The 13,762-nt window shown below is 47.7% G+C and carries 16 protein-coding genes; 2 read left to right on the top strand and 14 right to left on the bottom strand.

Features of this window, described 5'->3' with window-relative positions:
* Positions 1-25: 25 nt before the first annotated feature.
* From O6P33_RS08010 to O6P33_RS07990, 5 genes are all read right to left on the bottom strand, one after another.
* Positions 26-766: an S-methyl-5'-thioinosine phosphorylase gene (locus tag O6P33_RS08010; RefSeq protein ID WP_269817265.1), complete on the bottom strand. Its 741-nt coding sequence runs from the start codon at positions 764-766 to the stop codon at positions 26-28.
* A 10-nt stretch (positions 767-776) separates the two neighbouring features.
* On the bottom strand, positions 777-1,775 hold the full coding sequence (nagZ, locus tag O6P33_RS08005) for a beta-N-acetylhexosaminidase (protein ID WP_269817264.1): 999 nt from the start codon (positions 1,773-1,775) through the stop codon (positions 777-779).
* A 2-nt stretch (positions 1,776-1,777) separates the two neighbouring features.
* Positions 1,778-2,302: a L,D-transpeptidase gene (locus tag O6P33_RS08000; RefSeq protein ID WP_269817263.1), complete on the bottom strand. Its 525-nt coding sequence runs from the start codon at positions 2,300-2,302 to the stop codon at positions 1,778-1,780.
* Positions 2,303-2,326: 24 nt separating this feature from the next.
* Entirely contained in the window at positions 2,327-3,007 is a 681-nt protein-coding gene (locus O6P33_RS07995) for a TetR family transcriptional regulator (RefSeq protein ID WP_420094936.1), read from the bottom strand.
* Positions 3,008-3,155: 148 nt separating this feature from the next.
* Positions 3,156-3,989 (bottom strand): undecaprenyl-diphosphate phosphatase, encoded by an 834-nt coding sequence (locus tag O6P33_RS07990; RefSeq protein WP_269817262.1) that lies wholly within the window; start codon positions 3,987-3,989, stop codon positions 3,156-3,158.
* A gap of 374 nt (positions 3,990-4,363) precedes the next feature.
* Here O6P33_RS07990 and O6P33_RS07985 point away from each other — a divergent pair, with 374 nt between their 5' ends.
* Positions 4,364-5,998 carry a methyl-accepting chemotaxis protein gene (locus tag O6P33_RS07985; protein ID WP_269817261.1) on the top strand — a complete coding sequence of 545 codons (1,635 nt, stop codon included), beginning with the start codon at positions 4,364-4,366 and terminating at the stop codon, positions 5,996-5,998.
* A 126-nt stretch (positions 5,999-6,124) separates the two neighbouring features.
* Complete coding sequence (locus O6P33_RS07980; protein ID WP_269817260.1) at positions 6,125-6,622, top strand: SprT family zinc-dependent metalloprotease; 498 nt, start codon at positions 6,125-6,127, stop codon at positions 6,620-6,622.
* Positions 6,623-6,633: 11 nt separating this feature from the next.
* On the opposite strand, the gene O6P33_RS07975 is transcribed toward O6P33_RS07980, so the two are convergent.
* From O6P33_RS07975 to fliM, 9 genes are all read right to left on the bottom strand, one after another.
* Positions 6,634-7,995: an ATP-binding protein gene (locus O6P33_RS07975; protein WP_269817259.1), complete on the bottom strand. Its 1,362-nt coding sequence runs from the start codon at positions 7,993-7,995 to the stop codon at positions 6,634-6,636.
* A 22-nt stretch (positions 7,996-8,017) separates the two neighbouring features.
* Complete coding sequence (locus O6P33_RS07970) at positions 8,018-8,695, bottom strand: response regulator (protein ID WP_269817258.1); 678 nt, start codon at positions 8,693-8,695, stop codon at positions 8,018-8,020.
* 131 nt (positions 8,696-8,826) lie between these two features.
* Positions 8,827-9,963 carry a flagellar biosynthesis protein FlhB gene (gene flhB, locus O6P33_RS07965; RefSeq protein ID WP_269817257.1) on the bottom strand — a complete coding sequence of 379 codons (1,137 nt, stop codon included), beginning with the start codon at positions 9,961-9,963 and terminating at the stop codon, positions 8,827-8,829.
* 9 nt (positions 9,964-9,972) lie between these two features.
* Positions 9,973-10,749 (bottom strand): flagellar biosynthetic protein FliR, encoded by a 777-nt coding sequence (gene fliR / locus O6P33_RS07960; RefSeq protein WP_269817256.1) that lies wholly within the window; start codon positions 10,747-10,749, stop codon positions 9,973-9,975.
* Positions 10,750-10,761: 12 nt separating this feature from the next.
* The gene (gene fliQ, locus O6P33_RS07955; protein ID WP_269817255.1) at positions 10,762-11,031 is read right to left on the bottom strand and encodes a flagellar biosynthesis protein FliQ; all 270 of its coding nucleotides are present in this window, start codon (positions 11,029-11,031) and stop codon (positions 10,762-10,764) included.
* 12 nt (positions 11,032-11,043) lie between these two features.
* On the bottom strand, positions 11,044-11,802 hold the full coding sequence (gene fliP, locus O6P33_RS07950) for a flagellar type III secretion system pore protein FliP (protein ID WP_269817254.1): 759 nt from the start codon (positions 11,800-11,802) through the stop codon (positions 11,044-11,046).
* Positions 11,799-12,272, bottom strand: a complete 474-nt coding sequence (fliO, locus tag O6P33_RS07945) for a flagellar biosynthetic protein FliO (RefSeq protein ID WP_269817253.1) — start codon at positions 12,270-12,272, stop codon at positions 11,799-11,801. The genes fliP and fliO overlap by 4 nt, the downstream gene beginning before the upstream one ends.
* 4 nt (positions 12,273-12,276) lie before the next feature.
* Positions 12,277-12,735, bottom strand: coding sequence for a flagellar motor switch protein FliN (gene fliN / locus O6P33_RS07940; RefSeq protein ID WP_269817252.1), 459 nt, complete (start codon positions 12,733-12,735; stop codon positions 12,277-12,279).
* A 33-nt stretch (positions 12,736-12,768) separates the two neighbouring features.
* Entirely contained in the window at positions 12,769-13,740 is a 972-nt protein-coding gene (gene fliM / locus O6P33_RS07935) for a flagellar motor switch protein FliM (protein ID WP_269817251.1), read from the bottom strand.
* Positions 13,741-13,762 lie beyond the last annotated feature (22 nt).

Here is a 13,762-nt window from a genome sequence, read left to right as displayed (position 1 = left end):
TAGCAAGCATGTGACACAAGAAACGCTAGACGCTGCTGAGCATACGTGCCAAAACAATTTTAACTTTTGACATACCAACACTCAGCGCTGCTTCAATTTGCGCCATGGTGATCACATTATTAGACTTACCTGCGGCAGCGTTAACCACCAAGGCTAAACAGGCATAGCTCAAGCCCAGCTCACGCGCCAGTACTGTTTCAGGCATCCCCGTCATTCCAACGATGTCACAGCCGTCACGCTCCATACGCTTAATTTCAGCGACCGTTTCTAAACGCGGTCCTTGTGTGCAGCCATACACACCATGGTTGTTACAGCTGTAACCACAGGCCGCAACCGCTGCAATCAGGCGCCGACGTAAAGCTTCATCATAGGGGTAGCTGAAGTCCACATGGGTGACGTGCTCCAAATCTTTCTCATAAAAAGTGTGCTTGCGCCCCCAAGTGTAGTCAATCACTTGATCAGGAATACAAAAACAACCGGTGTTAAGCTGATCGCTAATACCGCCTACAGCGTTAATGGCTAAGACATGAGTGGCACCGGCCTGACGCAAAGCCCACAAGTTAGCTCGGTAGTTGACTTCATGGGGCGGAATTCGGTGTGGATGGCCGTGACGCGCTAAGAATAAAACCTCACGCCCAGCATATTCACCGCGCAGAATGTCTGCTGAAGTGGCACCATAAGGTGTGTCAATAAACATCGCATCACGAATCGTCAGCCCTTCCAGCTGGGTTAATCCTGTACCACCAATAATCGCGTACTTATCCATTTACCACCTCTTATTCTTTGGTTATAAGCATTTTAAGCGCCTGTCGCGCCGACTGCCAGCGTGGGTGCTGTTGAAAATCATGCTGAGCTGTATAGCGTCCATACATAGCAGACAAATGTGTACAGGGAGTGACAGCCTGGCTTTGTAATGCTTGCAATGCTTGCTCTGCAGCTGCGCGGTCATTGCATACTAACCCAACATCACAGCCGGCGTTAAGCGCGGCAAGCATACGCTGCGCAGCATCCCCGGCAACATGGGCCCCAGCCATCGATAAATCATCACTAAAAAGGACACCTGCGTAGTTTAACTGGCCGCGCAATACCTCTTGCAGCCAAACTTTAGAGAAGCCTGCTGGGAGCGCATCCACCTGAGCATAAATAACATGGGCCGGCATCATTCCAGCTAACTGCTGCTGTAGTTTTTTAAACGGCAATAAGTCCGCTTGCTGTATGTGCTCGAAACTGCGCTCATCCACGGGAATAGCCACATGGGAGTCAGCCTTGACCCAGCCATGCCCTGGAAAATGTTTACCCACTGCGGCCATTCCAGCCGCTTGCATGCCAGTCAAAAAAGCACCCGCCAAGCTCTCTACGGTAGCCGCATCTGGGCCAAACGAGCGCAAGCCGATGACATTACTGCGGCCGTAATCTAAATCAAGTACTGGGGCAAAACTAAAATCAATCCCCATCGCCAGCACTTCCCAAGCCATTAGCCAGCCGCATTCCTGTGCGACATAACTTGGGTTGCTCGCCGTTTGTAACAGTCCCATTGCTGGCAACTCAACAAAGCCTTGGCGCAAGCGCTGAACACGGCCACCCTCTTGATCAACCGCAATTAATAAATCTCCGCGCACGTGCCGAATTGCCCTACAGAGCTCGCGCACTTGCTGCGGATGTTCGATGTTGCGGGCAAATAAAATCACTCCGCAGACTTGCGGCTGACGTAATAGCTGACGGTCTTCAGCAGTTAAATAGGTACCGTCAATATCCAACATTAACGAGCCTTGCATGGCTATTCCTTAGTGAGTAAATGCAGTATCTGTGCTTGTGTTGCATGCTCGCTGATTTGCACCGGACATGCAGCTATCAGTTGGTCGTAAAGCTCGATTAAATCGTCATTGCGCATGCGAATACAGCCATGGGAATAAGGCTGGCCAATCAGCTCTTCCTCAGCGGTACCGTGAATATAAATATAACGGCGGAAAGTATCACAAGAACCTAAACGGTTACGCCCAACCTCACAACCGCTGAGCCAAAGAATACGCGATAAAATCCAATCCCGTTGCGGGTAAGCAGCATGCAACTGCGGTGACCACACCTCGCCAGTCCAGCGGCGGCCACGCAACACAGCGTTTAGCGGCAGTTCAGCACCTATTTTGGCTCGTATATAGTGCAATCCACGGGGTGTGCAGCCAGAATTATTTTGCTCGCCTGGTCCATTTAAGGCAGTTGATACAGGGTAAGTTGCCTGCAGCTGCTGCTGGGAAAATGCATAAAGCTTTTGTTCTGCAATGGAGACATGCAGATAATCAATCATTCTTTCACCGCCCTTAGTTTAAAATTAAGGTGCTTTCTTTTTAATCACCGGCTGCATACCCACATCATCAATCACACTCTCAGCACGCAAGCCAGCGGCTAAAAATGGCACCATCAAGCGCAGCACTTGCTCAGTATTCATATGCACTTGGTATTCAGTTTCGACAATGGCGCGCAGGGCTTTAAGACCCGACATACTAAAGGCCGCAGCACCAATCATAAAGTGCACTCGCCAAAATAGCTCAATGGGCTGCACTTCTGGCGCGGCTTCACGCAACAACAGCATGTAACGGTAAAACACCTTGCCGTAAGTGTCATTCAAGTAACGCCGTAAGTGCCCTTGGCTTTGGCTAAAGGCCAGACCTAACAAACGCATAAAGATTGATAAGTCATTACCACTGCGCGGTTTAACCAGAAGAATTTGTTCGACTAAAACATCCAACAATAGTTCGACAGTCCAAGGCGGCTGATTAGTCGCCGAGCGGCGATCAAGCTCGGCATCCAAACTGATACACAACGGCTCTAAGAAGCGTGAGAACACCGCTTGGATAAGGGATTTTTTAGAGCCAAAGTGATAATTGACAGCGGCCAAGTTCACCTGTGCTTTACTGGTGATCAAGCGCAGTGAAGTCTCTGCAAAGCCTTTCTCGGCAAAGAGTATCTCGGCAACGTCTAAAATACGCTCTACAGTGTCTGACTGAGCCATTTGAGTTCCACTCTAGAAAAGGTTTCAAACATACGTTTGAAACACATTTGCTGTCAAGCCTAACAACGCAGTAAACACAACTACTGCACACTCCAGTGGCAGATTTTACCTTGTTCGTCAGTTGCTAAGCGCAGGTGAAGCAATGCTGTTATTCGCCGATCGAGGCCCAATCAATAAAGCCCAGTTGCCAAGTCGCTAAAATTAATAGACCAAATACAATGCGGTACCAAGCAAAGACGGCATAACTGTTATTAGCAATAAACTTCAACAAAGCACGCACTGCCAGCATGGCAAAAATAAATGAAGTAACAAAGCCAATAGCGAACACCCAAAGGTCATCGCCACCGGCAAACAGCTCACGGTGCTTATAGACGGAATACACAGTGGCCCCAACCATAGTTGGCATGGCCAAAAAGAATGAAAACTCGGTGGCTGCCTTACGTGACAAACCAAAGTAAAGACCGCCAATAATGGTTGAAGCTGAGCGTGAAGTGCCTGGAATCAAGGCCAAGCACTGTGCGCAGCCTATCTTCAAGGCTTGCTGCCAACTCATATCATCAACAGTTTCAGCAGCAATTTTATGCTTACGCTTTTCCGCCCAAAGCATCACCACCCCACCAATAACCAGGGCGCTGGCTACGGTAATAGGATTAAATAACCACTGCTCAATCAAATCGGCAAAGGTTAAACCCAGTATTACCGCAGGAATAAAAGCCACAAAGAGGTTAAGAGTAAAACTCTGCGCACTGGCCTCGCGGGGTAAGCCAACCACCACCTCAAGGATTTTACGGCGATACTCCCACATCACCGCCAGAATCGCGCCCAGCTGAATAATAATATTGAAGGCCTTGGCGCGCTGCCCACCAAAATCAATCAGGTCGGCAACAATAATTTGGTGCCCAGTGCTGGAGACTGGCAAGAACTCCGTTAGCCCCTCAACCACCCCTAAAATAAATGCCTGTAATGCTAACCAAGTGTCCATAGAGTCCATAGAGTCCCAATAAATTTAATCGATGCAGAAAAGCTGCGCATACTACCTGTTTACAGCAGTTTTTTCACTTGAATTTGTTAAAAATTCAGCTTTTGAGTACTAAACAGGGATCTTAGTCGCATAGCTAAAGCAGCTAAATGCGCCTACAGTTATGCCGCTAAAAATACTTCTCTTATTTATAACTATAACTAATAGTGCTAAGCGCAGATCCTTTGCTATATTTTATCTGCTTGCACAAGCGTTAAAGCATTAGTGCGAGCGAATGCTTATTCAATGTTTTCTATTTGCGTCCGATACACGCTTTACTGTGTTTTAATAAAAACCGCATTAGCCCAGGCGACCTTAGTACTTCTAGGAGTTTCACCATGCAATTTCTTCGTCAGTTTTCCATCAGTAAGCGTCTGTGGTTGATCTTTCTGATAACTGTAGGGATGTTCTTTGTTTTTGGCGCCCTGGCATTAAAACAGTCCTATGACTTAATGCACTCTGCCAAAGCAGTTAAAACCCAGCACATTGTGGAAAGCACCCTAGGTACTCTGGAACACTTTTACGAGTTGGAAAAATCTGGGCGCCTCAGCTCAGCAGAAGCACAAGAGCAAGCTAAAAGTGCTCTCAACAAGCTGCGTTATGGCCGTAATGACTATGTGTGGATCAATGACTTAGCTCCAACGATGCTAATGCACACCATGTCTCCTGCGCTCAATGGTAAAAGTTTAGCTGACTATAAAGATCCTGATGGCGTAGAAATTTTTAATGAGTTTGTACGCATCGCTAAGCAGGATGGCTCAGGTTTTTTAGCTTATCGCTGGCCTATGCCTGGCGCCAATGCCCCAGTGGATAAAATATCTTATGTACAGCTCTTTAAGCCTTGGAACTGGGTCATCGGCTCTGGCGTTTACTTGGATGATATCCAAGCCGAGTTTCGTTCAGCAGCGATTAACGCCAGCATCATTAGCTTTATTATTATACTGGTCTTGGTTTTACTGATTATCAGCATTATGCGCAGCATTTTAGCCCCATTAGAGAATGTTGTAGACGCCATGCAAAACATTGCCAGTGGCGATGCTGATTTAACCAAAGAGTTAAGCACCAACGGTAAAGATGAAATCACCCAGCTGAGCCAGCACTTTAATACTTTTGCCTTGAAATTACGCGGCACTGTCAGTCATTTGTTAAGCAGCGCTGTAACCCTAACTCAAGCTGCTGAAGCGCTCGGCCAACAAGCAGCTCAGTCGTTATCGATCAGTGAAGACCAATCTCAGCAAACTGAGCAAATTGCCACCGCGATTAATGAAGTCACCTATGCCGTGCAAGATGTTGCCAAACACGCAGAACAAGCAGCCACAGAAGTTTCTCAGGCCACTGAGCAAGCAGCGGCTGGCCAAGCCAATATTGATAACAGCTTGCAACAAACCGACCTACTCTCAGCAACTATTGCTGAAGCGGTCAATGTGATGCAAACCTTGGCCGAAGAAAGCAGCCAAATTGGCCGTGTTTTGGATGTTATTCGCTCTATTGCTGAACAAACCAATCTCTTGGCATTAAACGCAGCCATTGAAGCTGCGCGCGCTGGAGAACAAGGCCGCGGCTTCGCTGTAGTTGCCGACGAGGTGCGTTTATTAGCGCAGCGCACTCAACAATCGACCGACGAAGTGCAAGATATGATCGAGAGCCTGCAAAACAACTCGCAAGCTGCAGTGCAAGTGATCAATCAAAGCAGTAGCACCGCACAAGCAACTGTTGAGCAAGCCCATCAAGCTCAAGAAAGCCTGAGCAGTATCAGCAATGCACTACATATGATTAACGACTTAAACACGTCGATTGCCAGCGCCACTTTGCAGCAATCCCATGTTGCCGAAGAGATTAATCAAAACGTCACCCAAGTGGCTGGACTGTCGCTATCTAGCAATCAAGCCGCACACCAGCTGAGCAGCTCCAGTGAACAACTCAATCAATTGGCGCAAGATCTCAACCGCCAGCTTGGCCAGTTTAAAGTCTAATGGGCACGCCGCCCACTGGCTTGCCAATGGGCGGCGATTTTGTTCAAATCAGTGACTGTGGATGCCTTGACAACCCTTACCCCGTATCATCACTCACCAGTACTGTGCTCGACTCTTATTTAAACCATGCCTGATCTTATCCAGCAACGCGTTGAAGACTGCTACCAACAAGCTGAGCGCTATTTCAACTGCACTTTTGCCCGACCTGTCATCAGCTTTAAATTGCGCGGACAAAAAGCTGGAGTTGCACATATTTGTGAAAATCGCTTACGTTTTAATCCTGTACTTTATAAGGAAAACCGCGAGCACTTTTTGCAGCACACGGTAGCCCATGAAGTCGCGCACCTAGTGACCTATCAACACTACGGCAATAAAATCCGCGCCCACGGGCCACAATGGCAAGCGGTGATGCAAAACGTATTTCAATTGCCAGCCAATCGCTGCCATAACTATAACGTTAGCCGAGCACCACGCACCCATTACCTATACAGCTGCAAATGCACTGACCGCGAGCCTTTCGCCCTCAGTGCACAGCGCCATGCTCGGGTTAAAAAAGGTTTGTATTACCTATGCAAGGCCTGCAAAGCACAGTTAGTTTATTTACAGCAGCAAGTTAAGCGCTAAACCCAGCCACATTAGTTTAATGGGAAAACCACCCGAAACTGTGCGCCGCCCAAGTCTGAATCCTCAACAAAAAACTCGCCGCCATAGCTACCAATGATGTCTTTAACCACGGCGATGCCAATCCCTTGCCCTGGGTATTGCGTATCGAGACGCTCGCCCCGCTGTAAAATACGCTCCCGTTGATGCCTGGGCACCCCAGGACCATCATCTTCCACAATAAGCTCACAGCAATTCTCAGTCAGTTGAGCACTGATACGAATCTCACTGACTGATAAACGGTAAGCATTTTCTAAAATATTACCGAGTAACTCCAAAAGAGCCCCTTGCTCAACTGGCACCCGCAATTCTGCGGAAAAATCTTGCTGAACCCGTACATTTTTATCGCGATACACCTTATCCAGCGCCACCAACAAACTGCTGAGCAATGGCTGTAACTTCACTTGGTAGCGCAGCAAACCACTTTTCCGCAAACTGGCGCGCTGCAACTGATAGCTGATTTGTTGGCTCATGCGGTTGACCTGGCCCAGTAAAGTACCAGCTTGCTCGGCATTATCAGGCCGTGCGGCAAGCACCTCACCAACTCCCTGCAGCACCGCCAAGGGGGTTTTTAAACTATGGGCCAGATCATCGAGCGAATGCCGGTAGCGTTCACTTTGTTGGCGCTCGCTTTCTAGGAGACGGTTTAAGGAACGGGTCAAGCGCAGCAACTCACGCGGATGCTCATCACTTAAAGCCGCACGCTTGCCAGTTTCCACATCATCCAGCTCGGCACTTAAACTGCGTAAACTACGAATCCCCCAACCTAAACCAAGCCATAAAAAGCCCAGTAACAGCAATAACGCGAAACCTAACCAAACATAAAGCTGCTGACGCAAGCTGTCATACATTTTTTGATAATCACTGACCGGCTGCATAGTGACGATACTAAAGTCAGCATTTTTACCCCGCAACAGATCCACTTCCACATCATAAATAAAGAACTCACGGCCTTCGCTATCCTTGGCCCGTAAAAACTCATGGCCATGACCATCGTATTTGGGCTGATAGTTAATTTTGACATCCTCTGAACTGCGTGAGCGCCACAACACAGTGCCTTTATCATCATAAATAAAGCCCAATTGCCGTGCAGGTAAGATATCGAACTCTTCATCTGGCAACTTTTCTGGCATTTGCAACTGCCCATTGTTGATCCGCGCAGCAGAAATTAACGCGCTAGCATCTGCTGCCAAGCGCTGCTCAATGGCCTGTTCAAGGGACTGGGTAAACACCTGCTGCAAAGCTGGAAATAAGGCCAGCATAAACAAAGAGACAGTCACTGCAGCGCCCAGCATCAAGCGCATGCGCAGTGAAGTCACTTTTTTATCCCTGTGCATGTGCTGCATCGATCACACCCTCTCAAACACAGGCTTCAGTAAATAAATAGCCCTGGCCACGCACTGTTTCTATGGGTTTAAAACCTGCGTCACCCTCAAGTTTACGTCGCAAGCGCCCCACTAAGACTTCAATTACGTTGGGATCACGGTCTTCATCATCAGGATAGAGCTGCTCAATCAAGCGCTCTTTGGACACCACCTGCTGGTGATGACGCATCAAGTATTCAAGAATTCGGTATTCATAAGCAGTTAGCGGCAAAGGCACATCCAGCAATAACGCTTGTTTGCGGTTCAGATCCAACTGCAGAGGGCCTGCACCTATGGTGGACTGCACAAAGCCTGACGAGCGACGCAATAAAGCATTGAGACGGGCCTCCAGCTCTTCAAACTGGAAAGGTTTAACCACATAGTCGTCGGCTCCAGCAGCCAGTCCTTCAACTTTATTTTGCCAGCTGCCACGGGCGGTCAGCACTAAAATTGGAAATTGCTTACCTAGGTTGCGCAGCTCCCCAATTAAATCTAAGCCACTCATGCCCGGTAAACCTAAGTCGATAATGGCCAAATCATGGTTGTACTCGCGCACTCGGTACAAAGCCTCTTCAGCATCAGCCACAGCATCAACCACATGGCCTTGCTCACCCAGTCGTGTATAAAGGTGGTGGCGCAGCAACGCTTCATCTTCAACGACTAATAATTTCATGGGTGTTCCTCAAAAGATACAGTATTAATTATCAACTCCAGCAGAGTTTTATTGCTAAACCAGCAACTATAGCGCCAAAACTCGGCTGAGTGCTAACCGAGCAGCTTGTGTACAAAGGCAGTTATAGTGGGTTACTCATCCCTGCGTAAGTCTGCAGGAACCTCAGGGTCTTTAAATAAATCGGGCTTTTTACCTTTGCCGGCATGGTATTGGCGCAACTGATAAACATAAGCTAAAACCTGCGCAACAGCCATATACAAGCCTGCAGGAATTTCTTCATCCACTTCCGTTGAGTAATACACCGCTCGCGCTAAGGCTGGCGACTCAAGTAAAGTAATTTGATGCTCTGTACCAATTTCACGTATTTTTAAAGCCAGGAAGTCACCGCCCTTAGCCAGTAAAACTGGGGCTTGGCCTTGCTCAGCATCATATTTTAAAGCTACGGCAAAGTGGGTTGGGTTAGTAATAATGACATCGGCTTCAGGTACCGCGCTCATCATACGTCGCTCAGCCATTTCTCGTTGTAATTGACGCATCCGTCCCTTAACTTCGGGTTTACCCTCAGTATCTTTGTATTCGTCACGAACTTCTTGCTTGGTCATTTTAAGTTTTTGCTTGCTGTCCCAAATTTGAAATGGGATATCCACCGCAGCAATAATGATCAAACCGCAGGCCAACCACAGCGCACTCCAGCCCACCACCTGCATACTGTGCAAAATGGCCATCTCTAAAGGCTCGCTAGCAATGGCAATCAACTCTAAACGGGCCCGGCTGAGCACAATTAAAGCAACCATTAGCACCACTGTGAACTTGCCTAAAGCTTTTAACAGCTCCACCAGTGACTTCATGGAAAACATCCGCTTGAGCCCAGACAGCGGGTTCATTCGGCTAAACTTAGGTGCCAAAGCCTCCATGGAAAATAACCAGCCACCCAATGCCACAGGCCCAACGATAGCGGCAATCAACAACACCATAAATAAAGGAATTAAGGCATCGCCAGCCATTTGCGCTGATTGTAAAAGGCTGATTGCCATATAACGCTCATCTAACAATAGCTCACGGGGCAAAGAAAAGTTTTTATGCATCACCTGCATAACCCGCTGCCCTAAAGCCCCACCAAAGGTTAACAAGCCACCGGTACCGGCCAGCACTACAGCTAAGGTATTAAGCTCGCGGGAGCGGGCAATCTCACCTTTTTTACGTGAGTCTTGTTTGCGTTTCTCTGTGGGGTCTTCGCTTTTTTCTGCACCGCTTTCACTTTCTGCCATAGCTTGTCCCTATTGTGCCTGCGCCAAGCTGCGCAACATAAATAAGGCATCTGTGGCGATATTTTGGTATTGCAGCAAAATGTCAGATGTGGAAATCCAGAAGATGATTAAGCCCATCACTAGAGTCAATGGGAAACCAATTGTAAAAATATTCAACTGTGGCGCTGCGCGGGTCATCACACCAAAAGCAATGTTAATCACCAGCAACGCACTGATGGCTGGCAAAACCAACAACAGCGCCGCACCTATCACCCAACTTAAACGCCCCACTAAAATTGCATAATGGCCAACTTCAAGGGTTTGTCCAACCGGCAAGGTTACAAAACTTTCCGCCAACACTTCAAAAACAACTAAATGTCCGTTCATGGCCAAAAATAACAAAGTAACGAGCATCAGCAAAAACTGCCCTAACACTGGTACAGAAACACCTGTGGCGGGATCCATCATCGAGGCGAAACCCAGCCCCATCTGCATTGAGACGAGTTGTCCGGCAAACACAAAAATATGAAAAAACAGCTGTAAAGAGAACCCCAGCATCGCGCCAATGATAATTTGCTCGGCAATCAGCAAGATACTCTGCAAACTCAAAGCATCCACGTGCGGCATCGGCGGTAGCACTGGCATTAACACCAAGGTTATCGCCAGTGCTAAGTATAGGCGTACGCGCTGCGGCACCAGTTGTGTACCGATAATCGGCATCACCATTAACACTGCAGCAATACGAAACAGCGGCAGCAAAAAACTGCTGATCCAAGCAGCAATTTGTGTGCTACTGAGTTCTAGCATAGCAAGGGCAACTCAACCAATCACAAAAGGTATGTTGTGAATTAACCTTGTGGTGAACTCCATCCACTGCCCCACCAACCATGGCCCCAACACAATTAGCGTCATAAAGCTGACCATTAACCTGGGCAAGAAACTCAAGGTTTGCTCGTTAATTTGTGTGGCTGCTTGGAACATAGCAACCAATAGACCCACTAACAAACTGGGCACAATAATCGCGGCAACCACTAAGGCCGTCAGGGATAAAGCTTCGCGAAAGATGTCTACAGCAACTTCTGGCGTCATATTTTTACCACCCTATAGCGTGCCAAAACTACTGGCCAAGGTACCAATGATCAGCGCCCAGCCGTCCACTAAAACAAACAGCATTATTTTAAAAGGTAAAGAGATAATTAAGGGCGAAAGCATCATCATACCCATGGCCATTAAAATACTGGCAACCACCAAGTCAATAATCAAAAACGGAATAAAAATCATAAAACCGATCTGAAACGCTGTTTTTAATTCAGAGGTGACAAACGCCGGAATTAAAATAACTAATGGGGTTTCATCCGCAGAGAGAATATCGGTACGTTTAGATAAACGCACAAAAAGCTCTAAATCAGACTCTCGGGTTTGCGCCAACATAAAACCGCGAATCGGCTGTTCGGCGGCATGCAATGCCTGTTGCACGCTGATCTCTTCCTGTAGGTAAGGCTGCAAGGCATCTTCATTAATACGCTCAAACACCGGCGCCATAATAAATAACGTCAGAAAAATAGTCAGTCCTATTAAAATCTGATTAGAAGGCGTTTGCTGCAAACCAAGGGCTTGGCGCAGAATCGAAAAAACAATAATAATGCGGGTAAAACAGGTCATCAACATGACAAAAGCTGGGATAAAACCCAGCGCAGTCATTATCAGCAAGATTTGTAAACTAACCGAGTACTCTTGCTGCCCTTGCGCGTCGGTAGTGAGGGTTATGGCCGATATAGATAAAGGGTCATCAGCCGCCCACACGCCGGTGGCGAAAAACAACAGCCCCACAGTTAAGAACCAGCGTGCCAACCCAGTCATGACGGCTCATCCTTAGCAGTGGTTTTTAGTGCTTTGGCTAAACGCTGCGCAAAAGCCGAAGACAATGGATTATTCGCTGCACTGACTTCAACGGGCTCTTGCAATACATGCAAAGGCACTATGGTGCCTGGCGTTAAACCTAAAAGTATTTGCTCTTTACCCACCTGCACCAATAACAATCGATCTCGCGGCCCCAAGGCTTGGGAAGCCAATAATGAAATGGCTTGTTGTGAGCCTTTCACCGGTAAACTTTGCTGAACCCTACGCACCACCCACGCCAGCAAAAAGATCAAACCAATCACTAACAACAAGCCAAACACCAGCTGCAGCAATTGACTGCTGACTTGACTCGACTCAAGCAAACTCGAGCTAGCGGGAGCAACTTTAGCCGCTTCGCTCGGTTGCTCCAGCACTGTATTCTCTGCCCAAGCAGCGCTGCTGGCCAGTATCAGCATAATAAAAAGGCGCATAAGTTTACCGTAGTTTTTTAATACGCTCGCTTGGGCTGATCACATCAGTCAAACGAATCCCGAACTTTTCATTGACCACCACCACTTCACCGTGTGCGATCAAGGTGCCATTCACCAATACATCGAGGGGCTCGCCGGCCAGTCGGTCCAACTCCACCACCGAGCCTTGATTGAGCTGCAATAAGTTGCGGATGCTAATATCGGCGCTGCCCACTTCCATGGAAATACTCACTGGAATATCTAAAATGACATCCAAGTTCGGCCCGCCAAGGGTGGTTAAAGCCTCTTCGGTATTTTGCTGGCTGGGAAACTCTTGCATGCTGGCCTTTGCCGGACCACTGCTTTGTTCCAGCATGGCGTCAATATCATCTTGATCAGTATTGGTATCTGCTTCAGCTAAAGCGGCTGCCCACTCATCTGCCAAGGCCTGATCTTCACTGGAAACCTGTTCTTCTTCGCTCATATTCTTTTCTCAACTGGCCAATAAACTCAATAATCAGCGTTTTTTCTGTATAGGACCAAGCACCTGCAAGGCAAGATTGCCGTGATGGGCTCCCAATTTCACTTTAAAAGTGGGTACGCCATTGGCGCGCAGTAGCATGTTTTCTGGCATTTCAACCGGAATAACATCGCCAGGCTGCATGTTTAAAATGTCCCGTAATTTTAACTGTCTGCGCACCACTGTTGATCGCAGTGGTACCCGCACATCTAAAATATCCTCACGAATAGCTTTACTCCAGCGTTCATCTTGATCATCCACATCGGACTGAAAACCAGCATCCAGCATTTCTCGAATAGGTTCGATCATTGAGTACGGCATAGTGATGTGTAAATCACCACCGCCGCCATCCAGTTCGATGTGGAACGTTGAAATCACCACAACCTCACTTGGGCTCACAATATTAGCCAAGGCTGGGTTGACCTCAGAGTTCATGTACTCAAATTCCACATCTAAAATGGCATGCCACGCTTCTTGTAAATCAATAAAAGCCTGATCCAACACCATGCGCACCACTCGCAACTCAGTGGGCGTGAACTCGCGGCCTTCAATTTTGGCATGGCGACCATCGCCACCAAAGAAATTATCAACTAATTTAAACACTAAGCGCGAATCAAGAATGAACAGCGCAGTGCCACGCAAAGGCTTCATTCGCACCAAGTTCAAACTGGTAGGCACATACAATGAGTGCACATACTCGCCAAACTTCATCACTTGTACGCCACCCACAGACACATCAGCGGAACGGCGTAACAGGTTAAACATACTGATGCGGGTATAGCGGGCAAAACGCTCATTAATCATTTCTAGCGTTGGCATACGCCCACGCACAATACGATCTTGACTGGTTAAGTCGTATTGCTTAATCGAGCCCGGTACGGCTTCGTCATCAGTATCCACTAGACCATCATCAACACCATGCAATAAGGCATCAATTTCATCTTGTGAAAGTAAATCTTGTACGGCCATTTTAAGTCGTTCCTATCAAGGT

Source organism: Denitrificimonas caeni, assembly GCF_027498055.1.
GTDB lineage: Bacteria > Pseudomonadota > Gammaproteobacteria > Pseudomonadales > Pseudomonadaceae > Denitrificimonas.
This window is presented reverse-complemented; position numbering and strand designations above follow the sequence as displayed.